Below are 25,325 nucleotides of genomic sequence, written 5' to 3' on the forward strand. Positions count from 1 at the left end.
AAATGTCATAGATAGAGGGTGCTTAGTTTATAATATCTTTTCACCTTTCATAGATTAGGCTTATTTTTGCGGTTGATAATTCCTGCCGGATATTACGGGTGGGATGGTTGATAGAAACTAGGTACATGAATTACGATTTTAAGAAAATTGAAGAGAAGTGGCAAAGGTATTGGGCGAAAAACCAAACCTTTAAAATAGAGAACAACTCCGATAAGGAAAAGTTTTATGTGTTAGATATGTTCCCGTATCCTTCTGGAGCAGGGTTGCATGTAGGACATCCTTTAGGGTATATCGCTAGTGATATTTATACGCGATATAAAAGACATAAGGGGTTTAATGTATTGCATCCTATGGGGTATGATTCCTTTGGATTACCAGCGGAACAATATGCAATTCAGACCGGTCAGCACCCAGCTATTACTACCGAAACTAACATAAATAGATATCGTGAGCAATTAGATAAAATAGGGTTTTCTTTTGATTGGAGTAGAGAAGTGAGAACTTCTGATCCTAATTATTACAAATGGACTCAATGGATTTTTATCCAACTGTTTAATTCTTATTATAACAAAGATGCTGATAAGGCAATGGATATTGCCGATTTGATCACTGTTTTTGAAAAGGAGGGTAATAGTACGGTTAATGCGGTCTGTGATGATGATGTAGAACCATTTACTGCCTCTCAATGGAACGCCTTTTCAGAAACGGAAAAACAGCAGATCCTTTTACAGTACAGACTAACTTATTTAGCAGAAACGGAAGTGAACTGGTGTCCAGCATTGGGGACTGTCCTTGCAAATGACGAAATGGTGAACGGAGTTTCTGAACGTGGAGGTCACCCTGTAATCCGTAAAAAAATGACCCAATGGAGCATGCGTATAACTGCTTATGCACAAAGGTTATTAGACGATTTGTCTATGCTAGACTGGCCGCAACCATTGAAAGACTCCCAAACCAACTGGATAGGTAGGTCCGAAGGGGCTAGTGTAACCTTTAAAGTTCTTCCAGAAGGAAGTGGAGAGGATATTTCCGTATTCACCACACGCCCAGATACCATCTTTGGTGTGAGTTTTATGACCTTGGCTCCAGAACACGAATTGGTAGCTAAAATTACCACTCCCGAGCAAAAAGAGGAGGTGATGAACTATGTAGAAGCTACCGCTAAGCGTAGTGAACGCGATCGTATGGCCGATGTGAAAACGATTACAGGAGCTTTTACAGGGGCTTATGCAGAGCATCCGTTTACCAAAGAACCTATTCCGATCTGGATAGGGGACTATGTGTTGGCAGGCTATGGTACAGGGGCAGTAATGTCCGTTCCTTGTGGGGATCAGCGCGATCATGACTTTGCAAGACATTTTAATATTCCTATTCCGAATATTTTTGAAGGAGTAGATGTTGATGAAGAGGCTTTTGCCGATAAAGACAATACCGTAATTGCAAATTCAGATTTTCTAAACGGATTGCCCTATAAAAAAGCGGTGAAGCGTGCTATTTTTGAATTAGAACAGCTTGGGCAAGGAGAAGGAAAAATAAATTATAGGCTGCGTGATGCTGTATTTAGTAGACAACGTTATTGGGGTGAACCATTCCCTGTATATTATGTAGATGGAATGCCGCAGATGATAGCGGCAGAACACCTACCTATAGTATTGCCAGAGGTAGAAAAATATCTACCTACCGAAACAGGGGAGCCTCCATTAGGAAATGCTACCCATTGGGCATGGGATGTGGAAAAGTCCGCTGTAGTTAGTAATAAAGCTATTGATAATAAAACTGTTTTCCCGTTAGAGTTGAATACAATGCCAGGTTGGGCGGGAAGCTCGTTCTATTTTAATCGCTATATGGATCCTAATAATACTGAGGAGGTGTTCTCTAAGGAGGCCATTAATTACTGGCAAGATGTAGATCTGTATATTGGAGGTAGTGAACATGCTACTGGACATTTGTTATATTCTCGTTTTTGGCAAAAATTTCTGTTCGATAAAGGAATCGTTCCTAAACCAGAATTTGCAAAGAAATTGATTAATCAAGGGATGATTACAGGAACAAGTGCCCTTGCAAAAAGATTGCAGTTTGAGGTGGATTCTCGTCCGTTCTTTGTTTTTGTAGATGCTGATGTGTTGGATGATTATATAAAATTAGAGGATAAGACAAGTGGAGATAACCCAATAGTAAACCAAGTGAAGAAGCATGGAGAATTTGTGGTGCAGGACATCCATGCAGATGTTACTATGGTAGATATGTCAGATAACTTGGATGTGGAAGCCTTTAAAAAATGGCAACCAGAATATACTGAGGTTACTTTTATTTCTAAACCTGATGGCAGTTTTAAAGTGGCTAGAGAAGTAGAGAAAATGTCCAAGTCCAAATTCAATGTGGTAAGTCCAGATAGTATCTGTGAAGAATATGGGGCAGATTCCTTAAGATTATATGAGATGTTCCTAGGGCCTATAGAACAATCTAAGCCATGGAACACTGCCGGGATTTCTGGAGTGCATAGTTTTTTAAAGAAATTATGGCGCTTATATCATAGTGGTGCAGAAGGAAGTTTTGTAGTTACTGAAGGTGCACCTTCAGCAGACAACCTTAAAACGCTACATAAGACCATTAAAAAGGTAGAGGAAGACATTGAGAACTTCTCTTTTAATACTTCTGTTTCTACCTTTATGATTTGTGTGAACGAGTTAGGAGCACAAAAATGTACCAATAGGGAAGTGTTGGAGTCTTTGGCAGTATTAATTGCTCCATACGCTCCTCATATAACAGAAGAATTGTGGAATAAGTTGGGGCATAGTGATTCTATCGCTACAGCACCTTTTCCTAAATTTGAGCCGAAACATTTAATTGAAAGTAGTAAAGAATACCCTATTTCCTTTAATGGTAAGATGCGATTTAAAATGGAATTGCCAGTAGATCTTTCTAAAGATGAAATAGAAAAGGCAGTTTTGGCACACGACAAAACCCAAGATCAATTGAAGGGTCGTACCCCTAAAAAGGTGATTGTAGTTCCAGGAAAAATTGTGAATATAGTAGGGTAATCATTAAAAGTGAATATTAAATTACAAGGGGTTTTAGACATTTTGGCAGAATAATCCATATTAAAATGGAAAAGTAGACCCGTAATGGATTTGGCGAGGTTTTTGTAATTGATGTTTGAAAGCTTGTAAATGATTTTGTCAAATTATTAGATGAACTTTAAAAGGATATTGTTATGATGATGTATTATATATTGATTGGTGCTATTGCTTTAGTGAGCTGGTTGGTGAGCAATAAGTTGAAAAGTAAATTTAAGCACTATTCCAAAGTGCATTTGCGTAATGGGATGAGCGGGGCTGAGATAGCCGAGAAAATGTTGGCAGATCATGGCATTCATGATGTAAAAGTTATTTCTACCCCAGGAATGTTAACCGACCACTATAATCCAACCAATAAAACCGTGAATTTAAGTGAAGGGGTTTACAATCAACGTAATGCTTCAGCTGCTGCCGTTGCTGCGCACGAGGTAGGCCATGCGGTACAACATGCTACAGCTTACGAATGGCTTACTATGCGTTCTAAATTGGTGCCTGTGGTTAGCGTAACCTCTGGAATGTCTATGTGGGTTGTATTTGGAGGGCTTATGTTAGGTGGTGCCGCTGGTGTTGGACTTGGTTATTGGGTTGCCGTAGCAGGATTGGTGATGATGGGCTTTGCCACTTTGTTTAGTTTTATTACCCTTCCCGTAGAATATGATGCCAGTAATAGAGCTTTGGCCTGGCTAAAGAATAGGAATATAGTATCTCCTGAAGAATATGAAGGTTCTGAGGATGCCTTAAAATGGGCTGCACGTACTTACCTAGTAGCAGCTATAGGGTCTTTAGCTACATTGGTCTATTGGGCAATGCAGGTTTTAGGGGGTAGAGATTAATTCTAGAAAAGAATATAATTATAAAAAAAGGAGATGTTTTGCATCTCCTTTTTTATTTCTAGTGACTTACCTAGAATTATTTTTCGCGTTTATCTACGGCAATAAGCCTAAACTTATTCACCCCTCGTTACACGCTCATCAATTAATTTTAACGCTATGCCATCTCTTCCCATTAATTCAAATAGATCCAATATATTTCTAAGGGATTTTTCTTCTTCTAGTTGCTCCTGAACAAACCACTGAAGGAAGTTTTCTACTACATAATCTTGATCGTTCCTTGCAGTAGCCAATATTTTGTGAATAGATTTAGTTACCATGATTTCATGATCCAATGCGGTTTCAAAAACCTCTTCTAAATTAGAAAAATCATGATTTATATCTTCTACAGTAGGAGAGATGGCAATTCCTCCTGATTCCGAGATAAATTTGAATATTTTCATCATGTGATCCCTTTCTTCAGCAGATTGCGCATAGAAAAATTCAGCGCTATTGGTAAAAGCATTTTGATCACACCAGGAAGCCATCGCTAAATAAGTAGCGGAGGCATGGGCTTCTAATTTTATCTGATTATTGAGTAGGTCCATAGAGCTGACCTTTATGCTCATTTGTTGTCTTGCTATATTTTTCATCTTTCTATATTTTAATAATTAAGTGTTGTGTTTTAATAGGGTTTAAAGCAATATTATCGTCTTAAACAACGTATTGCTAGGTGTGTTTTCCCTCATTTTCTATAAAGGTATTCAAAATGAAACAGAAAAAAGAATGGAAACACTAATATGTAATTGGACTTAGACTGCTTTTAAATAAATGGCTTAAGAAGCAACCATCGTATTTTCAGAAGATATTCCTAAAAGAGCAAATCCATAACATACTAAATTCTTAAGATCTAAAATTTCAAGGGTGTTTAGTAGAAATAAATGTTCTTTATTGCAGAGCATTAATACTTCAAAGCCATGTTTGTTGAGGTCTGCATCAAAATGAGCCTCTATGGAGATGGAATTTACTTTTTGACGAAGCGCCAGTAATTGACAAAAAGATAGCTTAACTACTTTTTGGCCAAAATCTATGTAGAAATATCTATCCGTGTTGGACTGATATAGTGTGTAAAATTTAGATTGATATACTGATGTCATTGGGGGCAAAATTAATGCTTATTTAGATTCAATCCAAATATTATATTGTAATTTGCCGGTCTATTTGTTGATCAAGGGAAATGAAGGTTTCTGTTCTCGATATACCTTCTATATGTTGTATTTGTTTATTCAGTACTTGCATTAAGTGCTCATTGTCTCTGCAGAGTACCTTAATTAATATAGACCAATTTCCCGTTGTGTAATGGCATTCTAATACTTCAGGGATTTTTGAAAGTTCTCTTACAGCTAAGGGGTTGCTCATAGCCTTGTCTAAGTAGATGCCTATATAGGCCATAGTAGTGTATCCTAAAACCTTAGGGTTTATAATGAACTTTGATCCTGAAATTAAACCTGAAGCTTCTAATTTGCGCAATCGTTGATGGATAGCCGCACCAGAAATACCTATGTTTCTGGCAATTTCTAAAACTGGCTTTCTAGCATCCTCCATTAGGAATCTTAGGATTTCCTTGTCTATGCCATCTATTTTAACGCTTTCATTAGAAGATTTCATTTAATGCTTTTAAATTTCAATATAAAGATATTAAAATAGTTTCAGTTTACATTTTATAAAACCTATCGTTGCAATAGAAAATTAGACGTTTGGATTGTAACCAAGGTATGGGACTTTGAATTCCTTAAATTTAATATCGTAATTCTCAAGCTCCTTTAAAATTGGCTCGTAAGCTTCTTTATTGATGGGAATTTGTACTCCAGGGGTGGTTATTTTTTTATTTAAGATAAATAAGGTGGCCATAGCTACCGGTAAACCCACTGTTTTAGACATGGCAGTATGGGTTCTGTTTTCTCCAATTACAACCATATTAGAATCTATCTGCCTTTTTTTGCCATTGAGTACATAGCCAAATTTGTGGTACATAACAATCATGTCCTTATCATGTTCTCCAAGCGTCCAGCTTTCTTCTAGAATCTGTTGTAGTATTTGTGCTGGTGTAGCATTTTTAAGAGTGATTTTTTTATGATCATCAAAAAGATTAAGCTCTTTAAGTTTGTCCCACATGATATCATCTTGGTCTATTTTTAAATAATGGCGCATTTTTAATTCTACGCTATCAGTGGGAGAATAAGAGAGAAATAGATTTACAAATTCCCTATAAGACATGCCTTCTGAGTTCTCTATGGTATAACTATCATCCGTCATTCCCATTTGTACAAACATATTCCACCCTTTAGAAAAACCAACCCTTCTAATGGTTCCTCTATATAAGGTGAGAGCATCTTGTAATCCGTAGGCCTCGCGATATTTAAGAGAATCTCTATTGGCATAGGCCTCAAACTTACCATGGCCTTCTACATCTAGGAATTCTGTACGCCTAAACAACTTGTGGTATGGTATATATTTGTAAGTACCTTCCTGGAAAAATTTTGCGGCGCCACCTTGTCCAGCTAAAACTACATTTCTAGGGTTCCAAGTAAACTTATAGTTCCAGAGATTGTTGTCGCTTTGTGGAGCTACAAGGCCTCCAGTAAAAGATTCAAACAAAATTAGTTTGCCTCCTTTTTTCCTAATTTTGTCTATTGCCTGCATGGCACTCATATGATCTATCCCTGGATCAACGCCAATTTCGTTCATAAAGATTAGTCCATATTCTTTTGCCTTTTTGTCTAACTCCCTAATCTGGTCGCTAACATAAGAAGCTGTAACTAGATGTTTTTTATGTTCAATACAATCCTTGGCTACATTGATGTGTAGATGTGCAGGTAGCATGGAGATAACAATGTCGGCAGACTTTACGCTATTTTTTCTTTCGGTCTCGTTAAATATATCTAGCTTAAGAGTGCTACATGCTTTGTGTTCCTTTATTTTGTTGGGTAACATCTCTGGAAACAAATCACAAATGGTGAGGTGAAGTTTTTCTTCTTCAGATTTCTCTAATAAATAATCAAGTAAGTATGAAGTGGATTTTCCTGCACCAAAGATTACTATTTTTCGTAACATGTGTAATTTTACTTTCTAGTTAGACGGTTACTAAGATATCAAAATGTTATATTTGTAAAAAATACGAGAACATAAGTTATGAACAAAACAATTTTGGGGGCTGGAGTCTTTTTCGGGGCAACTGCGGTTATGTTAGGTGCTTTTGGTGCTCACGGTCTCAATAACTTGGTAGATTCCAAAGCTGTGAATAGCTTTACTACAGGGGTTCAATACCAAATGTACCATGCTTTTTTTCTATTGATTTTGGGGACAATCAATTCTTTGTCAGCTAAGCAAAAAAAAGTGATCTCTTATTTTATTATTCTCGGAATTGTATGCTTTTCTTTTTCTATCTACCTCTTGGCAACTAATGAATTAACTGGATTCGACTTTACTCGAATAGCCTTAGTTACTCCGCTTGGGGGACTGCTATTCATTGTTGGTTGGGTGCTTTTGGGTGTTGCAATTCTGAAAAATAAATCTACTGAATAGACTAAATTCTTATAATTATAACTTATATTATTAATAGCTAATCAAAACTCACTTATTATGGCTTCATCTACTTCAACTACGAAATCGATTTCGTTAAAACAGTATGGATTGAAAAACAGTATTATACACTATCAGTTGCCGCCTTCAGATTTACATCGGATTACCGTTGAAAAGGAGATGGGAGTAACGTCCTCAACGGGTGCTCTCGCTATAAATACTGGAGAATTTACCGGTAGATCACCATTAGACAGATTTATTGTTAGAGATGCCATTACCGAGGATAAGGTTTGGTGGGGAAATGTTAATATCCCTTTTGAAGCCGATAAGTTTGATGCCCTTTATAATAAGGTGATACAGTATCTAGATGAGAAGGAACTTTATGTTAGGGACTGTTTTGCATGTGCAGATGACGACTATAAAATGAATATTAGGGTGATTAACGAATATCCCTGGTCTAATATGTTTGCATATAATATGTTCTTAAGGCCTACAAAAGAAGAGCTAAAAGAGTTTGATCCAGAATGGACGGTAATAAACGCTCCTGGTTTTATGGCTAATAGTGAACTAGATGGAACAAGGCAGCATAATTTTGCCATTTTAAATTTTAGTAGAAAAATTGTCCTTATTGGAGGAACTGGCTATACTGGGGAAATAAAAAAGGGAATTTTTTCAGCGTTAAACTTTATTCTTCCGGTTTATAAAAACTGCCTTCCAATGCACTGTTCTGCTAATGTTGGAGAAGATGGGGAAACTGCTATCTTTTTTGGACTTTCTGGTACAGGGAAGACTACCTTGTCTGCTGACCCCCACAGGAAATTAATAGGGGATGATGAGCATGGGTGGACAAAAGGTAATACAGTCTTTAATTTTGAGGGTGGTTGTTATGCTAAGGTAATTAATCTTTGTGCAGAGAATGAACCCGAGATTTTTGGAGCTATTAAAGAAGGGGCTCTTTTAGAAAATGTAATCCTAGATGCTAATGGTGAGGTAGATTATAAGGATACTTCAATAACGCAAAACACTAGGGTTAGCTATCCCATTTATAATATTGAAAATATACAAGTACCTTCTATTGGTGGCAACCCAAAAAATATTTTCTTCTTAACTGCCGATGCTTTTGGCGTGCTACCTCCAATATCTAAGCTTACCCCTAGTCAGGCTGCTTATCATTTTATATCTGGGTATACGGCTAAGGTAGCCGGAACTGAGGCCGGAGTAGTAGAGCCTGTTCCTAGCTTTTCAGCTTGTTTTGGAGCTCCATTTATGCCCTTGCACCCTACCAAATACGCCGAGATGTTAAGTGCAAAAATGAAGGAGGCAGGGGTGAACGTCTGGTTGGTTAATACAGGTTGGACCGGAGGTCCGTATGGGGTAGGGACTAGAATGAAATTGAAATATACACGCGCAATGATTCGCGCGGTGCTTAACGGTGATCTAGGATTGTATAGTTATGATAAATACCATATTCATTCCGTTTTTGGGGTGGCGCAACCAAGGGAGTGTCCAGGGGTGCCTACAAGTGTACTAAGTCCACGGACTACTTGGAACGATGATGAGGCCTACTATAAAACAGCATTTAAACTGACTAATGCCTTTCGAGAGAACTTTAAGAAGTACGAGTCTTATGCTAATGAAGAAATAAGACGGGGAGGACCGCAGCGATACTCATTCTAAAAATAAAAACCCGAGGGAAGCCTCGGGTTTTTTTATTAATATTATTAGTTCCTTAACTCTTCCCAAGGAAAAGGGAGATTAGTAAGGTGTTACTTTTTGTTAGCTGTAGAAATATACTTTTGCAAGGCCATGGTTAGGGAAGGAGTTTCTGGCGTAGGAGCCTGAATGTCGATCCTTAAACCAGCTTCAGTAGCTGCCTTAATTGTAGAATTCCCATAAACTGCAATTCTAGTATTGTTCTGCTTAAAATCTGGGAAGTTCTTTAATAGTGATTCAATTCCAGAGGGGCTAAAGAATACTAATACATCGTAATAAACATCCCTTAAATCAGAAAGATCACTAACTACCGTTTTGTAGAATATACCTCTAGTCCAATTTATTCCTAAACCATCCAAGGTTTCCGGAACTACAGGTTTTAAAACATCTGAAGAAGGTAAAAGAAACTTCTCGTCCTTATATTTTTTTAATAGCGGTACAAGGTCTGGGAAATACATTTTCCCTACATAAATTTTACGCTTCCTATAAACCACATATTTTTGAAGATAGTATGCTACCGCTTCAGACTGACAGAAATATTTCATGGAGTCTGGTACCTTGAATCTCATTTCGTCTGCAATCCTAAAAAAGTGATCCACAGCATTCCTACTAGTAAGAATGATTGCTGTGAAATTATTAAGGTCTATCTTCTGTTTCCTAACATTTCTAGCATCAACTCCTTCAACATGTATAAACGGCCTAAAGTCTACTTTAACCTTTTCCTTGTCTATAATTCTTGAATATGGGGAGTTTTCAGTCTTGGGTTCTGGTTGTGAAACCAATATTGTTTTTACTTTCATATGCTGCGTTCTAACAAGTAAGTGCCAATCAAAATTATCGGTGCTACTTCTAGGGCGCAAAGATACAAAATAAAATAGACAAAATTGCTGGTAATGAATTTTCTATGACTTTTCAAAGTAGTGAACCAGCCAATGCCATTTATGAAAAGAATCAGTAAACTACTTGCTAAAATAACAATTTTTGACCCAGGATATACGAAATTTAAAATTACACTAGATATCAGCATAATTATGCTACTATAATTAAAATAGGAGAGTTTCTTAAAAACAATTTCAGATATGGGTTGTTCGGAATTAAATATAAAACCGTTCCCCAGTTGGAAAAATAGTTTTAAAACAAAAACAAGCGCTAAACCCAAAAAAAGATACCCGTATGTTTCTAAAGCATATTTTTCTAAGGGAGCGAAGAAAGTTTCGTTTATAAAAAATAGAAAGAGTGATAGATTTAGGACTTGAAAAACAGAAAGGAGTACATTAAACCAATTAAAGATTCTGTCTTTCTTGTTATACATAAAAATGTATTTATTGTTAAAAGGAAGAATAATAAAATCCAGAAATCTTCGGTAGAATAGGTTCTTTGCTAGAACAATTAAAAGAAGGCTAGAGAATAGGATAATGCTTATCCAATCTGCAGTGGTCGGATTTCTTAATATGGCTTCCATGCTTCTAGCTTTATGTTTTTTTCGTTATTTCCTAAATATAGACCGTTTTCAAAGATATCCATTGTTAAACAAACGCTATTAGTAGCTGTTAGTTTAGGAAGTGTTGGTTTAATATATATAGTGATGCGCTGTGCAGAATTTAGTACAGCGCAGGTTAATGCTTTGAAAAATAGTTTAGTTTTTGGTGTTTTTTGATACATTGGATGTGGTTTCCACGGCAAAACTACAAATTATAAAATGACCCTAAAGTTTAAAAATATCATAAATAGGGTCCGATGTTTCCCTACGGAATTTAAAATACTATTTTTGCTAAAAACGGATTTATCTAGATGACGGATAGCTTGGTGATTATACCTACCTTCAACGAGATTGAAAACATTGAGCTTATTATTAAAGCTGTCTTTGCATTGGAGAAGGATTTTAGTATTCTTATTGTTGATGATAACTCCCCGGATGGGACCGCCCAAAAAGTAAAATCATTACAGGGAGATTATATTAATAGGCTCTTTTTAGAGGTAAGACAAGAGAAATTTGGATTGGGGACAGCCTATATTCATGGATTTAAATGGGCTATTGAAAGAAAATATGAGTATATTTTTGAAATGGATGCCGATTTCTCCCATGCTCCTACAGATTTAATAAAATTGCACCAAGCGTGTGTAGAAGGTGCAGATGTAGCTATAGGTTCTAGATATAAAAAAGGGATTAATGTTGTAAATTGGCCCTTGCACAGAATTCTTCTCTCCTATGGGGCATCATTTTATGTTAAAATGATCACCGGAATGAGGGTGCACGACCCAACAGCAGGCTTTGTTTGCTATAAAAGAAAGGTTTTGGAAACTATTAAATTAGATTCCGTTAAATTTATAGGGTATGCTTTCCAAATAGAGATGAAATTTAGAGCCCATCTTCAAAAGTATAATCTTGTTGAGGTGCCTATAGTTTTTACAGATAGGATTCGAGGGAAATCTAAAATGAGTACGTCTATAGTAGGAGAGGCAGTGTTTGGGGTGCTCCAAATGAAGTTAAGAAGTCTGTTTCAAAAAAATAAATTTTAATATGAGCAAAACAATATTAAAGAACGCTACCATTGTTAATGAAGGGCAGATATTTACCGGGGATATTTTATTGGATGGAAAAATCATTCTAAAGATCGATAGCCATATCACTTTAGAGGGGGCTAAGGAAATTAATTTGGAAGGGAAATATGTTTTGCCAGGAATAATAGATGATCAGGTTCACTTTAGAGAACCAGGACTTACCCATAAGGGGACTATTGCTACAGAAAGTAGAGCTGCGGTAGCTGGTGGTATTACAACCTTTATGGAGCAACCTAATACCAATCCTCAAACCACTACAATTGCTAAACTAGAAGAAAAGTTTGCGATTGCTAAACAAACCGCATTTGCCAATTACTCCTTCTTGTTTGGGGGAACTAATGATAATTTAGAGGAGCTTAAAAGACTTGATAAGAATGCCTGTTCTGGAGTTAAGCTTTTTTTGGGTTCTTCTACCGGAAATATGTTGGTAGATGATGAGGTGGTTATTGAAAAAATATTTAGGAATACCGAGATGGTAATTTCTGCCCATTGTGAGGATGAAGCCACAATAAGGAATAATATGGCGCTTTACACTGAACGCTACGGAGATGATATTCCTATGAAGTACCATCCACTTATAAGAAGCGCGGAAGCTTGTTACCTGTCTTCTTCTAAAGCAATAGCCTTAGCGCAAAAGACAGGAGCAAGGCTCCATGTTTTTCATGTCTCCACTGGGGCAGAAACAAGCCTTTTTAGGAATGATATTCCTTTGGAACAAAAGAAAATAACCGCCGAGGTTTGTATTCACCATCTTTGGTTTGCCGATGAAGATTATGAGAATAAGGGTACGCTAATAAAGTGGAACCCTGCAGTGAAGACTGCTGCTGATCGTGATCAATTATGGGAGGCATTACTAGATGATCGCATTGATGTTATAGCAACCGATCATGCACCACATGCCCTAGAAGAGAAAAATAACCTCTACACTTCAGCGCCATCTGGTGGGCCATTGGTACAACATGCGTTGCCAGCTATGCTAGAAAACTACCACACTGGGAAAATAACATTAGAGAAGATAGTGGAGAAAATGTGTCATAATCCTGCAAAGTTGTTTCAGATAGAGAAACGTGGGTTTGTTAAAGAGGGATACTTTGCAGATTTGGTAGTGGTGGATCTAAACGACGCATGGAAAGTAACAAAAGATAATATTGCGTATAAGTGTGGATGGTCTCCTTTTGAGGGGGATACATTTCGCTCCAATGTAAGTCATACTTTTGTAAACGGACATTTGGCATATGAAAATGGCCGATTTTCGGAGGATAGAAATGCAATGAGGTTAACCTTCAATAGATAGTTATGGTAAAATACTTACTACCCATAATTCTTTTATTCCTTATATCCTGTAATGAGGAGGTGGTGAAAAAACCAAATAATCTTATTCCAAAAGATAAGATGGTTACCATTTTATACGATGTCTCCTTATTAAATGCTGGAAGATCTATTAATCAGAATGTTTTGAATGAGTATGATATTGTGCCCATGGAGTATATCTATAAAAAGCACAATATAGACAGCCTTCAATTAGTGGATAGTGATACTTATTATGCTTCGCTTCCTATAGTGTATGAAGCTATTTATACACAAGTAAAGGAGAAAATAGAAAACGAAGAAAAGTCCATAAATGCTAAAAAGGAAGAAGCTGCCAAAAAGGCCTCCGAGGAAGCTAATAAGTTGAAAAAAGCCGATTTAGATAGAAACTAAGGATGTTCTTCCAAAAACTTGGTGCAGGAAAAATCAATAATGTCATCTAAAGGCGTATAGGAATAATCTAAGAGTTCCTTGGATTTATTATTGTTATATAATTGTACTTTTCTGAGTGAGCGTACCGAGTTTTTAGAAAGTTTTCTTCCCCGTTTGGTAAGCAGAGCAGCTAAATAATCTAACCTCCATAGTATTTCCAATTGCCAAGATTTAAGTTGAATGGTAGGTTTGGGTTTGTTAAAGGCTGTAGTTAGCCGATCTAAAATTTCCTTGTAACTAAGGTTTTTTGCAATGGTTATAATTTTTTCGTTCTTAACGGTAGAATCCATTAATTGGATCATTAAAGATACTACATCCTGTACAGCAACAAAAGCAGTGCCCCCAGGAGGATAGAACTTTCTGGCCTTAAATGCATTTTTAAAAAGGAGTCCCGTGCCAGTATCCCAAAAACCAGGACCTATAATAACTCCAGGGTTTACAATCACTGCTGGTACATTTTCTTGTGTTCCGCGCCATACCTCTAGCTCGGCTTCCATTTTGGTTAGGGCATATACATTAGCACGATGGGTGGTCCAGTCCGTTTTTTCTGTAGCGGGTTGTCCATTTAATGTTCTCCCTATTGCCGCTATAGAGCTTACGTAACAGAGCTTTTCTATTTGGTGCGCTATACAAAGGTTTACTATATTTTTTGTTCCTTCTATATTTACGGTCCTCAACAACTCATAGTCGTCGGGATCAAAAGAGATAAGGGCCGCGCAATGATATACGTGAGTAACGTTTTTAAAGGCTGTTTCTAATGCGGGAATATCCATAAGGTCTGCCTCTACCCAGTTAATTTTATTAAATAATAATTGGGATTCCTTACTGTAATAACCAAAAACTTTTTCTACCTGTTTTAGATTACTGGTAGTTCTATGTATGGCCCTTACTTGTTTACCCGACTGTAATAATCGTAAAAGCAAATGTGCTCCTACCAAACCTGTACCTCCTGTGACTAAGATCATGGCTCAAATTTACTCATTTGCATTGATAAATCTAAAAATTCATTAGTACTAATAATCAGGTTGCAATATGGGGCACCCTTCCTCAGAAATTGGCTTGTAGAAAAGGATTATTCCATCATTTGGAAGAAGAAAGCAAGCTATTTACTTTATCTTTGCCGCTATTATAGAAAAGTAAACTTTAAGCATGACTTCAAATTTTGTAGAAGAATTAACCTGGAGGGGGATGTTGCACGATGTAATGCCCGGAACCGAAGAGCATTTGTTAAGTGGAATGCAGTCTGCTTATGTGGGGATAGATCCTACAGCAGATTCACTTCATATAGGACATTTAGTAGGCGTAATGATGCTTCGGCATTTTCAATTGGCCGGACATAAACCTTATGCTTTAATTGGGGGTGCCACAGGGATGATTGGCGATCCTTCTGGTAAATCTAATGAGCGTAATTTACTAGATGAAGCTACCTTGGCAAAGAATCAAGCTGGAATAAAAGCACAGCTTACACGTTTTTTAGATTTTAATAGCGGTAAGGATAATAGCGCTGTCTTGGTCAATAATTATGATTGGATGAAGGAGTTTTCCTTTTTAGAATTTATCCGTGATGTTGGTAAGCATATTACCGTGAATTATATGATGGCTAAGGATTCCGTTAAAAAACGACTAACATCAGAATCTAATGATGGTTTGTCCTTTACAGAGTTTACCTATCAATTGGTACAAGGATATGATTTCTTACATCTTTATAGAACCCATAATTGTACCCTACAAATGGGAGGTAGCGATCAATGGGGGAATATTACCACCGGTACCGAACTAATTCGTAGGATAGGTGGCAGTAAGGGATATGCACTTACCTGTCCATTAATTACAAAAGCCGATGGTACTAAATTTGGTAAATCTGAAGGAGGTAATGTTTGGTTGGATGCAGAAAGAACATCACCCTATAAATTCTACCAGTATTGGTTGAATACCTCTGATGAAGATGCAGAAAAGTATATTAAAATATTTACCTTCCTAAGTAAGGAGGAAATTGAAAGCCTGGTAAATGAACATAAGGAAGCGCCACATCTTAGAGTGTTGCAAAAGCGTTTAGCAGATGAAATTACGGTAATGGTGCATTCACAAGAAGATTTGGACAATGCAAAACAGGCTAGTAATATCCTTTTTGGAAAATCTACTTCAGAAGACCTTAAGAAATTGAATGAGAAAACATTTTTGGATATTTTTGAAGGGGTGCCGCAGGCTGAGATTGCTAGAGAAGAGATTGAAAATGGCTTGGATATGATAGGAGCTTTAGCCGCTAAGACCAACTTTTTGGCATCTAACGGTGAGGCAAGACGTGAATTAAAGCAAAATTCCATTTCTGTTAATAAGGAAAAGGTAAAAGAAGATTACTCCATAACCACAGAAGATTTAATCAATAATAAATTTGTGCTTTTACAGCGCGGGAAAAAGAACTATTTTGTACTAGTTGTGCAATAGTTTCAATTTAATACTGTAAAGTATAAATACCCTGAGGGATAAGAACCCTCAGGGTATTTTGTTTTTATACCCTAACAAAGGGGTGTAGTTAATCCTTAAAAAAGTGTTGGAGCTACTTTTTTTTACCTGTTTTTAAAATTTGGATGATAGCAGAGAAATATATTTTTTCTTTTTCCGTTGTAGAGATAGAATTTTAGAATTTATGAAGAGATATTTGATGATTTTTGCCATTATTGCTGGATTTAGTGCTTGTGATAAGTTAGATGAGCTTACCAAGTTTGAAATGGATTATAGCCAGCGTGTGGTTATTCCATCCTCTACAGGAGTAGATTTACCCTTTGATGTTTATTCACCGGAAACGGAAACCAATTCTTCCTCTGAATTCGCAGTAAACGATACTCGAAAAGATCTTATAGAAGAAATTATTTTGCGAAAACTAACCCTAAAATTGAAATCTCCGGAGGAAGAAGATTTTAGTTTCTTGGAATCTATTAAGGTGTATATGTCTGCGGACGATCTTCCAGAAATCCGAATTGCATGGAACGAAGAGGTGGCTGCTACAACAGGTGGAACCTTGGAATTATTGACCTCTGGGGATGATCTAAAGGATTATATTAAAAAAGACAAATTCACCCTGAGATTAGAAACGGTAACGGATGAATTTTTATCCTCCGACCATGAGATAGATGTACTATCTGTATTCTTTGTAGATGCTAAGGTCTTAGGCTTATAGTACCATTAAATTGCAGCCTCGTACGTCCGAATGATCATAGCGCCCCAAAATTTCGAAGCTTCCATCCATATGTACTTTTCCTAAATCTTGTGTGGCTATAAAAGCGCAAGAATGCACATTGGCAAGATCTATTATGTTCACTCCTCCACTTTTCCCAGGTTCTTGTAAAGATAAGGGGTCTTCCGTTTCTCTAGTGAATATTTTCATCCACTTTGGAGTGTAAAAAATGCCATTCCCATAGGAATATGCTTGAGATAGTAATTCTGTCATCCCATATTCGGAGTGGATTTGTGGAACCCCAAATCCGGACATTAATAATTGATGGAGCTCTTCCCGTATCATTTCCTTTTTACGCCCTTTCATGCCACCAGTTTCCATGATAACCGTGTTTTTCAGCTGTAAATTGTATTTTTCAGCCATATCTAATAAGGCAAAAGAAACCCCAATTAGTAATGTTTTGGTGTTGGCCTCTTCCAATTTAAGCAAGGTCGCTCGCAAGTGTTTTAAATCATCTAGGTAAAAGCCGCTATCAGGGTGGTTACTCTTTTTAATCAGATCGTCGGCCATATATATCAAAGAAGATCCTTCTCGTTCTAAATAAGAAGGAAGAAGGGCCAAGATGCAATATTCGTTTATGTCACCATAAAAAGCTTCAAATGCGCTTAGGTAACTCTTTTCATATATGGAAAGGTCCCTTACAGCATGTTTACTAACCTCGCTTCCCGTAGTACCACTACTAGTAAATATAATCTGGGGCTTAAAATTGCCTGTGACTACTTTGTGAGTTTTAAAAAAGGAGATAGGAAGGAAAGGAATATCTTCTACACGATTAACATTGGATTCGTTTTTTCCTAAATGCTGGCAGAATTCGCGATATACTATATTGTTTTGAAATTGCGAACGAAAGGTCTGTAGTGCCATAGCGTTAAACTCAGCCATACTACTAATCTGAAATATATTCTTATGGAAATTGTTCTGATTCACGGTACAAAAATAGTAATATAAGCAGTGGGCGTGAACCAAAATTTAAATTTTATTGAGTCGCATAAATCGGCGCTCATTTGGAGTACAATTTTATATCAAGGAATACTAATGTGTACTTATTTAATTACCAATTTTCTGGTCATTACTTTTAGATTTTCCGTAACCTGAAGCGCATAAACTCCAGGGGCTAGTTTGGAAACATTTAAATGTGGGGTGGCAATTTTTTCTTGTAATACTAAGGCCCCAAAGATATCGTAGATAACGATTTCTTTTTTCGCATTGTCTTTTGTAGTGATATATACCTTACCATCATAGGATGGATTAGGATATAATTTAAAATTAAGGGTAGGGGTTTCCTTGTTATCTGAGTGATTGGTATTTTCCTGTGCTGTTAGGGCAATGGTAAATAGTGTAAAAACTAGGGTGCAAAGTACTTTCATGGTTGCTATTGATTTGGGGTAAATAACCTAAATATAAAGCAACAATAATAGGACTAGATTAGTTTGTTGTAAACGGACGGATTTTGTATATCAAAATCGTTTTTAAACTCAATACTGCTCTTAATCGTTTAAAGTGAGGTGGTTATGTTCTGAGGAATTTACTTAATGATTAATTTACGGGTGGCGGTTTTGTTATTTTCCGTTACCCTTAACATGTACACCCCAGAATCTAGATTGTCTAATTTTAGTTCCATTCCCAAAAGTGTAGTTTCTAAAACCATGCTACCGAAAATATCAAAAATAAGCACCTTTTTTGGGGCTTTTAAAGTAGTGCTAATATAAACCCTGCCATTGGTAGCCGGATTTGGATATAGCTTGAAGCCATCAATATCCCCGCTTTTCCCTTTGGAATCTTGTCCATAGGAAAAAGAAAGAAATAAGAATGTTACAATTAAGTAAAGTTGCTTCATATAAATTGGATAGACAGCAAATTGTTTATATACAAATGTAATAAATTTTGGGACAGAACGTTAGGTGTCAGACATTTTTAGGGAATTGATAAATTGATTACAGGTTAAACGTATTAATCTTGTAAGTATTTACTGTAAAAAAGCGAAGCTATCTTTTGAGTAGGATGGATAGCTTCGCTTGCAAATAAAATGTAATCTTATTTGGGTTTAAACATATCTAAGTGTATTAGAATTTTATACTGTATCCAAGAGAAAATGTCCTTCCGGGTTTCCTTTTTGAAAAGGTCTTGTTTGTGGCTCCGTAAGATTCATATTCGCTAACAATACTATCATCTAGCAGATTTTCTACTTTAAAGCTTATGCTTTGCTCTTTATTAGCTCCAAAGCTTTTAGAAAAATTAAAGTTTAAATGATTAAAAGGCATTGTATATACGTCTGGAACAAAACCGTTACCAACTACTTGTAACGTTTTCCCTTGAACATTGTAACTGAGACTTAAATGTACTCCATTCTCTTCTCCTTTGTAATGTAATCCGGTATTGATCATATACGGGGATTGTCCCTGTAGTTCCCTGTCTTTGCCTAATTTTTCTCCATCTCTAAGTCCTAGTTCTCTAAGCTTACGCTCACTTTCTCCATATTTTTGTGTTGATTTTATTAACGAGGTGTTTACGTTAAAACTAAAATTGGAAAGGCTAGCAGCTACAAATCCTAAGTTTTTTCGCATTTCAAATTCCAATCCTACAACTTTCGCATCACCTAAATTTTTAGGAGTAAAATTATCTGATGACGACTCAAAATAGGTAAGTTCTATAGGGTCGGTAAACGTTTTATAAAAACTACTTAGGGCAATCATTTCGGCACCTTCCCCAAACCATTCCATTCTAAAATCGAAGTTGTTTATATATGTGGGCTTCAAGTCAATATTCCCTATAAAGGTATTATTAGACAAGGGGTCGTATATTTTAGCAATAGACGCTTCTTTAAAGGAAGGTCTTGCCGTGGTTAGCGCATAGGAACCCCTTAAATTTATGTTTTCATTTAGTTCATAAATTAAATTAGCAGTAGGAAAAATATCTAGCTTATCTATGATACGCTCGTTATTATAGATTACTTTTTGTGGATCGTTAATGTCCTTATTATCTTCCCCTGTATATCTAGATACAAATTGCTCTGCCCTTATTCCTAGGATGGTTCGTAATTTTTGACCAATCTTAAATTCATTAGAAATATACCCTGCAATGTGTTGTTGCTTGGCCTGGTACATATTAGCAGGCTCGGAAATGGAGATGTCCGGATCTATATAGCTACCAGAATTGTTATTAACTGTCCATAGGTTTTCATCAAGTAGTATATTATCTGCAATACCGTTGAATTTCGAGGTTTGACTATTGTTTTCTATTTCGAAATTTAAAATGCCGAAATCTCGATCCTTATACGCTCCATATGCACCAAATTTCAATTTGGCATCTCGGTTAAAAAACTGATATCTTTTGGTTAAGTCCAATTTTGCTATAGCATTCACCTCTTCTAAATCCCTCCATATTCTTTTAGGTTGATTGTTCTGAGGAATGCTATAGACGCCATCTTCTACTCTAAATGAAGTTGTTCTAATGTCTTTATCTTGAATTTTAGAAAGGGTAGGACTTAAGGTCCACTCTGTAGTCCAAGAAGCATCAGAGCTATTGTGAATACCAGAAAGCTGTAGATTGGATATTGCCCTTTGGGTATATTCCAAGTTGTCTTTAGAAAAGTTCACAAAATCGGAAAAATTTAAGCTTTGGCGGAAATAACCGGCTGTAGATTCTCCATTTTGTAAATGTAACATATTAAGCTTGTATTTAGATCTTTTAGTTTTAAATGAAGTGCCTAAAAGTCCGCTAATTAGCACATTGTGCTTACCTAAATCTCCATTCTGAGTTCTATCTGTTTCTAGTTCAAAAACGGAAGTATCCGCATTCCTTCTGTAAAAATTGTTTTCAGCACTCTCATAAAAGGTTGTTTTATTTTTGTAGGATATAGAACCAAAAAAACCAATTTTGTTTTCACTTTCTCCTATTTGATATTGATTTCCAGTGGTGAAGCCCAAGCTGTAGTCCATTCCGCTTTTTTCTCGCATAGCAGATAGTGTTGGATTAAATTTCTTGGTGATAGCCGTTAATAATGGGTTGTACTCAAAAGTGTTAGGGATATATTGGTTACGATTGATTGGAACGCTTCTAGTGCCATTGTCAAAACCTAAGAAATCAGTAGAACTGCCTTTGTAGCTTAAATAGTTCGAATTAAAGTGCATATCTGGGTTGTAACTACCACCTAGAGAGAGACTATGTTCTTTTTTGGTAGGGTAGTCTTTGGTGACAATATTTACGATTCCTCCAGTGAAATCTGCCGGCAAATCTGCGGAGGCCGATTTAAGGATTAATATATTGTCGATGATATTGGTGGGGAATATATCGAGCTGAATTGTATTTCTATCAGGATCAAGACCAGGTATATCCACACCATTTAAAATAGATTTGGTGTAACGATCACCTAGCCCCCTAACATATACATACTTTCCGCCTTGTACAGATACCCCTGGAACGCTTTTGATGGCACTGGCCACATCGCCAGATCCCATTTTTTTAAAAGATTCCGCAGAGAGTCCGTCCAATAGGTTAACGGCTCTTTTTTGGATTCCTAATACAGATTTCTCGGTATTCTTTTTAACACTTACTGAAACTACTACTTCGTCCAGACCTTCAGCAGATGTTTCTAAGGTAACATCTAATTTTATAGTTTCTTGTTTAGAAACTACAATGTCTGTAACTTCTACTGTTTTATAACCTAGATAGGAGAATGCAAGGGAGTAGGTACCTTCCTCTAGCGCTAACTTATACTTGCCGTCAAAGTCAGAAGTGGTCCCAACACTGGTCCCCTTAACAATTATATTGGCAAATGGTACTGGATCTTGGAAATCTGCATCTATAAGAGAGCCGACAACTTCACCGCCTTGGGAATATATAAGTTGAAATAGGAAGTAGGTAAGAATAGAGAGTTTAAATTTCATGTTGAAGTTAGTTAAATTATAAAAAAGACCAATTGCCCTGATATGTTCGTTGGCGGGCAATTGGATAATAGTTTAAGAAGTTGTTGTTAAGAATTAAAAGGCAGCGGCACCTTTACTATTTGCGTAAAAAGTCCATGAGAAAACAGAGGTGTCTGCACCTACAGATTGTGCTCCTTTTTCAACTTTTGTTGTCCAAGATGCTGCTCTTTCTGTAAAAGAAGGTTCTAAGATTATTTTAGACTGCACTTCATTTCCGTTTTCATCCTTTTTTACTTTTTCAGAGAATATAGAATTGTCAAAACCTACCACTTCCCAGGCTTCAAAAATTAATTTTCCGTCCAAATAGTTTTGGGCTACATCATTAGCGTCCAATTCCACATCCTTTCCTTCTGGAAATCCATAGGCATATATATTAGAAGTAGTGCCCATGGCATTACTACGGTAATCTGCATATTCCCCGTCTGCGGCAGTTGCGCTTCCAATAATTGTAGCATTTTTTAAGGTGAAAGACCCTTCAAGTGATCCTTCTGGACCGTCTATTTCAAAAGCGTGATCAGAAGCTTCCCCTAAAATAACTACGGCATTATCTATAGTACCAGAATAAGCCTGATCTATGTCTAAGGCATCATCACCCTGAGCCCATACTAAAAGATTGGTCGCGTCTACGGTACCTCCAAAAAACTCAATACCATCATCTACATTACCTACAATCTCAATGTGGTCTATTTTAGTGCCCTTTCCTACAGACCCTAGAGTAAGTCCGTTTATTTCATTTCCCTCTCCAATTAATGCACCTCCATGACGGATAGAGATATATTTTAGAACTCCAGAATTGTCATTGTCATTTAAATCATCTCCAGGGCCGTAGAGACCATAAGTGTCGTCTGCAGGAATACCTTCTATCTGTACTTCTGAAACATCTCCCTTAAAGGAACCACTAGCTCTACCTAGAACAATAACACCGCCCCAAAGTCCTCTTTGGGTTTCGTCTAAGTTGGTTCCATGTTTTTGACCTACTCCTATATTATCAGCTTCTGCTGTAAAAATAATAGGCTTATCTGCGGTTCCTTCAGCCATAATCTTAGCCCCTCTCTGTACAATTAAGGCAGATGCTAAGGAACCACTACCAGGTTTTCCTTTTATAATGGTACCCGGCTCAATGGTAAGGGTTTTGCCTACTCCCACTACAACTTTACCTGCTAATAGATACATGTTGTCAGCGGTCCATGTAGTGTCTTCGCTTATCTCTCCAGAAATAGTAATTATTTCGGCACAAGAGCCTCCTATATCTATTCCGGTTTCATCCCCGTTTTGAATTCCGTCATTGCAAGTGGCAATCTCATCAACGCAAGGTTGACAGTTGGGGCCGCCGCAATCTATACCCTTTTCTCCTTGGTTGCGAATACCATCATTACATGTGGCAACTTCATCGGCAATTGGTGGCTCGTCGTCGTTGCTACAAGAGGTGATTACAATACTGCTAAAAGCTATTGTGGCTAATAACATTTTTCTTGAATGGAATAATTGTCTAAGATTCATTTTTTAATGTTTTTATCGATTTATAAAACACTGCAAAAAAATGACCTTATTGTAAAGGTGAAGTTAGATAGATATTAAGCATCTGTTGGCTTAAGGTTATGAAAATGTTACTATATCAAGTGAAGGTTAATTGGTTGGGGGATTAGTATTATCTTTACTTCGGATAGTGAATCTCAACAGAAAGCAAGGAAAATATAATCCTATTTAAGGTGTTTAGATTTTCTACGAAATCGACAAAATAATATATCATTCCCTACAATAGGGAGCTGTAAAACAAGTAAATTAAATAGATGAAAAAGAAAGATATTAAGATACTCTTGGTAGATGATGAGCCGGATATATTAGAAATTGTAAGTTATAATCTAACTGCTGAAGGGTATAATGTCTTTACGGCAAAAAATGGGATTGAAGCTGTAGCAAAAGCAAAGAAGAAAAAACCTCATTTAATTATATTAGATGTAATGATGCCCGAAATGGACGGGGTTGAAGCTTGTGAAATTATTCGGAAAACAACCGGCTTAGAAAACACCATTATAACCTTCCTTACCGCAAGGGGAGAAGACTATTCCCAAATGGCAGGTTTTGACGCTGGAGCAGACGACTATATAACCAAGCCTATTAGGCCTAAGCTTCTAGTGAGTAAAGTAAAAGCTTTATTGAGAAGGTTAAAGAATAGGGAGGAGGAAGAGGCAGATATCATTAATGTAGGGAATATTACCATAAATAGAGAAGAGTATAAGATTGTAAATCTGGGGGAAGAGATTATTCTGCCGAGAAAGGAATTTGAACTATTATCACTACTAACCTCTAAGCCTAATAAGGTTTTTAAAAGGGAGGTTATATTAGATAGGGTGTGGGGAAATGAAGTTGTTGTTGGGGGAAGGACCATAGATGTTCATATTCGGAAATTACGTGAGAAATTAGGAGATGATTATTTTAAGACAGTAAAAGGAGTGGGATATAAGTTTGTATTATAATGGGGACGAAAATTAAAAAATCGTACCGATTTGCAGTGCGCTCTAGCCTGTTGATTTCCGCGGTATTAAGCCTGTTGCTTTGGGCGTTACTATCGATATCTGGAAAAGTATTGTGGTGGCAAATAGTTGGATTTGCCATAGGAGCTGGTATCTTTTCGTTTTTTATTCTTCAAATAAGGGTAGAGCGATTTATTTATAGTAAGATAGAGAGGATATATAAAGATGTATCCCTGCTACAATCCACTTCTTTGGCGGCTAGGACCGTTACCACTGATATGCGAACTTTGACCGAAGAGATTGAGAAATTTGCTAAGGACAAAAAAATAGAAATAGATACCCTTAAAATTCGGGAAGAATATAGAAAAGACTTTTTAGGTAATGTTTCTCATGAATTAAAAACGCCGCTTTTTACAGTACAGGGATATATATTAACGTTGTTAGACGGCGCAATGGAAGACAAGGCGCTGCGTAAAAAATATTTGCAGCGAGCTAGTAAAGGAGTAGAGCGGCTAATTTATATCGTCAAGGATTTAGACCTGATTACCAAACTTGAAACAGAAGGACAAAGAATGCATCTCGAGGATTTTAATATTCTGGAATTGGTGCAAAACGTTTTTGAGCTTCTGGAAATGAAAGCTGCCAAAAAAGATATTGTCTTAAGCTTTGATAGAGAGTATAAAAAGCCCATTTATGTAAGGGCAGATAGAGAAAAAATTCAGCAAGTACTTACCAATCTCTTAGTAAACTCTATAAAATACGGGGAGAAAAATGGAACTACGGAGGTGAGTATAGAAAACTTGATTAAGAATAAGGTTATTGTAAGGGTTACGGATAACGGAGAGGGAATTTCCAAGCAGAATCTAGGAAGGATATTCGAACGATTTTACAGAGTAGATAAAAGTGGTAGTCGAGCTGAAGGCGGCTCCGGGCTTGGCCTTGCTATCGTAAAGCATATTATTGAGGCTCATGACGAGAAGATTTATGTGGAAAGCGTTCGTGATATAGGGTCAGAATTCTCTTTTACCTTAGAAAAAGCACTTCATCCTAATACCTAAAAGGGCTAATCTTGGTTTTTTATATTAGTTTTTAAATCTAATTCAAGCGTTTTTATAGTACCTGCTAGTCTAATAATAACTTTGGCGATGGTTATTTTTAATAAGAAGTTGGCGCACTGGTGATGAAGAACTTAGATTTCCTTAGCTTTG

The 25,325-nt window shown here is 36.7% G+C and carries 23 protein-coding genes; 11 read left to right on the forward strand and 12 right to left on the reverse strand.

The features are described 5' to 3' along the window. Positions 1-125 precede the first annotated feature (125 nt). A complete protein-coding gene (locus H344_RS0104020; RefSeq protein ID WP_026809116.1) occupies positions 126-3,041 on the forward strand; it encodes a leucine--tRNA ligase in 2,916 nt (971 codons plus the stop codon). A 173-nt stretch (positions 3,042-3,214) separates the two neighbouring features. Next, complete coding sequence (locus H344_RS0104025) at positions 3,215-3,910, forward strand: zinc metallopeptidase (RefSeq protein ID WP_026809117.1); 696 nt, start codon at positions 3,215-3,217, stop codon at positions 3,908-3,910. 113 nt (positions 3,911-4,023) lie between these two features. Here the strand turns inward: H344_RS0104025 and H344_RS0104030 are convergent, their stop codons facing one another. The 4 genes from H344_RS0104030 to H344_RS0104045 all read right to left on the reverse strand — a co-directional run bounded on the left by H344_RS0104030 (position 4,024) and on the right by H344_RS0104045 (position 7,000). Beyond that, positions 4,024-4,539, reverse strand: coding sequence for a ferritin (locus tag H344_RS0104030; protein WP_026809118.1), 516 nt, complete (start codon positions 4,537-4,539; stop codon positions 4,024-4,026). A 183-nt stretch (positions 4,540-4,722) separates the two neighbouring features. Beyond that, the gene (locus tag H344_RS0104035; protein WP_026809119.1) at positions 4,723-5,043 is read right to left on the reverse strand and encodes a hypothetical protein; all 321 of its coding nucleotides are present in this window, start codon (positions 5,041-5,043) and stop codon (positions 4,723-4,725) included. 40 nt (positions 5,044-5,083) lie between these two features. Next, the gene (locus tag H344_RS0104040; protein WP_026809120.1) at positions 5,084-5,554 is read right to left on the reverse strand and encodes an Lrp/AsnC ligand binding domain-containing protein; all 471 of its coding nucleotides are present in this window, start codon (positions 5,552-5,554) and stop codon (positions 5,084-5,086) included. Positions 5,555-5,635: 81 nt separating this feature from the next. Further along, positions 5,636-7,000, reverse strand: a complete 1,365-nt coding sequence (locus tag H344_RS0104045) for a saccharopine dehydrogenase family protein (RefSeq protein ID WP_026809121.1) — start codon at positions 6,998-7,000, stop codon at positions 5,636-5,638. Positions 7,001-7,078: 78 nt separating this feature from the next. Between H344_RS0104045 and H344_RS0104050 the strand changes: the two genes are divergently transcribed. Both H344_RS0104050 and pckA read left to right on the forward strand, forming a co-directional pair. Continuing rightward, positions 7,079-7,471 (forward strand): DUF423 domain-containing protein, encoded by a 393-nt coding sequence (locus H344_RS0104050; RefSeq protein ID WP_026809122.1) that lies wholly within the window; start codon positions 7,079-7,081, stop codon positions 7,469-7,471. A gap of 57 nt (positions 7,472-7,528) precedes the next feature. Then, positions 7,529-9,145 (forward strand): phosphoenolpyruvate carboxykinase (ATP), encoded by a 1,617-nt coding sequence (pckA, locus tag H344_RS0104055; RefSeq protein ID WP_026809123.1) that lies wholly within the window; start codon positions 7,529-7,531, stop codon positions 9,143-9,145. Between the two features lie 89 nt (positions 9,146-9,234). On the opposite strand, the gene H344_RS0104060 is transcribed toward pckA, so the two are convergent. Together H344_RS0104060 and H344_RS0104065 are read right to left on the reverse strand one after the other, a co-directional pair. Then, positions 9,235-9,981, reverse strand: a complete 747-nt coding sequence (locus H344_RS0104060) for a uroporphyrinogen-III synthase (protein WP_026809124.1) — start codon at positions 9,979-9,981, stop codon at positions 9,235-9,237. Continuing rightward, positions 9,978-10,643, reverse strand: coding sequence for a DUF4271 domain-containing protein (locus H344_RS0104065; protein ID WP_026809125.1), 666 nt, complete (start codon positions 10,641-10,643; stop codon positions 9,978-9,980). Before H344_RS0104065 ends, H344_RS0104060 begins: the two co-directional genes overlap by 4 nt. Positions 10,644-10,972: 329 nt before the next feature. Here H344_RS0104065 and H344_RS0104075 point away from each other — a divergent pair, with 329 nt between their 5' ends. Genes H344_RS0104075 through H344_RS19690 form a run of 3 tightly spaced genes read left to right on the forward strand, consistent with a single transcriptional unit; the run spans position 10,973 to position 13,444 of the window. Continuing rightward, positions 10,973-11,701 (forward strand): polyprenol monophosphomannose synthase, encoded by a 729-nt coding sequence (locus H344_RS0104075; protein ID WP_026809127.1) that lies wholly within the window; start codon positions 10,973-10,975, stop codon positions 11,699-11,701. A 1-nt stretch (position 11,702) separates the two neighbouring features. Beyond that, complete coding sequence (locus H344_RS0104080) at positions 11,703-13,037, forward strand: dihydroorotase (protein ID WP_026809128.1); 1,335 nt, start codon at positions 11,703-11,705, stop codon at positions 13,035-13,037. A gap of 2 nt (positions 13,038-13,039) precedes the next feature. Then, entirely contained in the window at positions 13,040-13,444 is a 405-nt protein-coding gene (locus H344_RS19690) for a DUF4296 domain-containing protein (RefSeq protein WP_051254094.1), read from the forward strand. On the opposite strand, the gene H344_RS0104090 is transcribed toward H344_RS19690, so the two are convergent. Continuing rightward, complete coding sequence (locus H344_RS0104090; RefSeq protein WP_026809129.1) at positions 13,441-14,448, reverse strand: NAD-dependent epimerase/dehydratase family protein; 1,008 nt, start codon at positions 14,446-14,448, stop codon at positions 13,441-13,443. The two genes, H344_RS19690 and H344_RS0104090, sit on opposite strands and share 4 nt — an antisense overlap. Before the next feature lie 184 nt (positions 14,449-14,632). On the opposite strand from H344_RS0104090, the gene tyrS reads away from it, so the two are divergent. Continuing rightward, positions 14,633-15,928 carry a tyrosine--tRNA ligase gene (gene tyrS, locus H344_RS0104095; RefSeq protein WP_026809130.1) on the forward strand — a complete coding sequence of 432 codons (1,296 nt, stop codon included), beginning with the start codon at positions 14,633-14,635 and terminating at the stop codon, positions 15,926-15,928. 202 nt (positions 15,929-16,130) lie between these two features. After that, entirely contained in the window at positions 16,131-16,661 is a 531-nt protein-coding gene (locus H344_RS0104100; RefSeq protein WP_026809131.1) for a hypothetical protein, read from the forward strand. Here H344_RS0104100 and H344_RS0104105 read toward each other — a convergent pair. The 5 genes from H344_RS0104105 to H344_RS0104125 all read right to left on the reverse strand — a co-directional run bounded on the left by H344_RS0104105 (position 16,656) and on the right by H344_RS0104125 (position 23,143). Next, positions 16,656-17,645 (reverse strand): LuxE/PaaK family acyltransferase, encoded by a 990-nt coding sequence (locus H344_RS0104105; protein WP_026809132.1) that lies wholly within the window; start codon positions 17,643-17,645, stop codon positions 16,656-16,658. The genes H344_RS0104100 and H344_RS0104105 overlap by 6 nt on opposite strands. 116 nt (positions 17,646-17,761) lie before the next feature. Then, positions 17,762-18,085, reverse strand: coding sequence for a T9SS type A sorting domain-containing protein (locus H344_RS0104110; protein WP_026809133.1), 324 nt, complete (start codon positions 18,083-18,085; stop codon positions 17,762-17,764). 158 nt (positions 18,086-18,243) lie between these two features. Next, a complete protein-coding gene (locus H344_RS0104115; RefSeq protein ID WP_026809134.1) occupies positions 18,244-18,555 on the reverse strand; it encodes a T9SS type A sorting domain-containing protein in 312 nt (103 codons plus the stop codon). A gap of 226 nt (positions 18,556-18,781) precedes the next feature. Further along, the gene (locus H344_RS0104120) at positions 18,782-21,604 is read right to left on the reverse strand and encodes a TonB-dependent receptor (RefSeq protein ID WP_026809135.1); all 2,823 of its coding nucleotides are present in this window, start codon (positions 21,602-21,604) and stop codon (positions 18,782-18,784) included. Positions 21,605-21,697: 93 nt separating this feature from the next. Next, positions 21,698-23,143, reverse strand: coding sequence for a hypothetical protein (locus H344_RS0104125; protein ID WP_026809136.1), 1,446 nt, complete (start codon positions 23,141-23,143; stop codon positions 21,698-21,700). Positions 23,144-23,433: 290 nt separating this feature from the next. On the opposite strand from H344_RS0104125, the gene H344_RS0104130 reads away from it, so the two are divergent. Beyond that, entirely contained in the window at positions 23,434-24,120 is a 687-nt protein-coding gene (locus H344_RS0104130; protein ID WP_026809137.1) for a response regulator transcription factor, read from the forward strand. Then, complete coding sequence (locus H344_RS0104135; protein ID WP_026809138.1) at positions 24,120-25,175, forward strand: sensor histidine kinase; 1,056 nt, start codon at positions 24,120-24,122, stop codon at positions 25,173-25,175. Before H344_RS0104130 ends, H344_RS0104135 begins: the two co-directional genes overlap by 1 nt. Positions 25,176-25,325 lie beyond the last annotated feature (150 nt).

It is taken from the genome of Arenibacter latericius DSM 15913 (assembly GCF_000424985.1).
Lineage (GTDB): Bacteria > Bacteroidota > Bacteroidia > Flavobacteriales > Flavobacteriaceae > Arenibacter > Arenibacter latericius.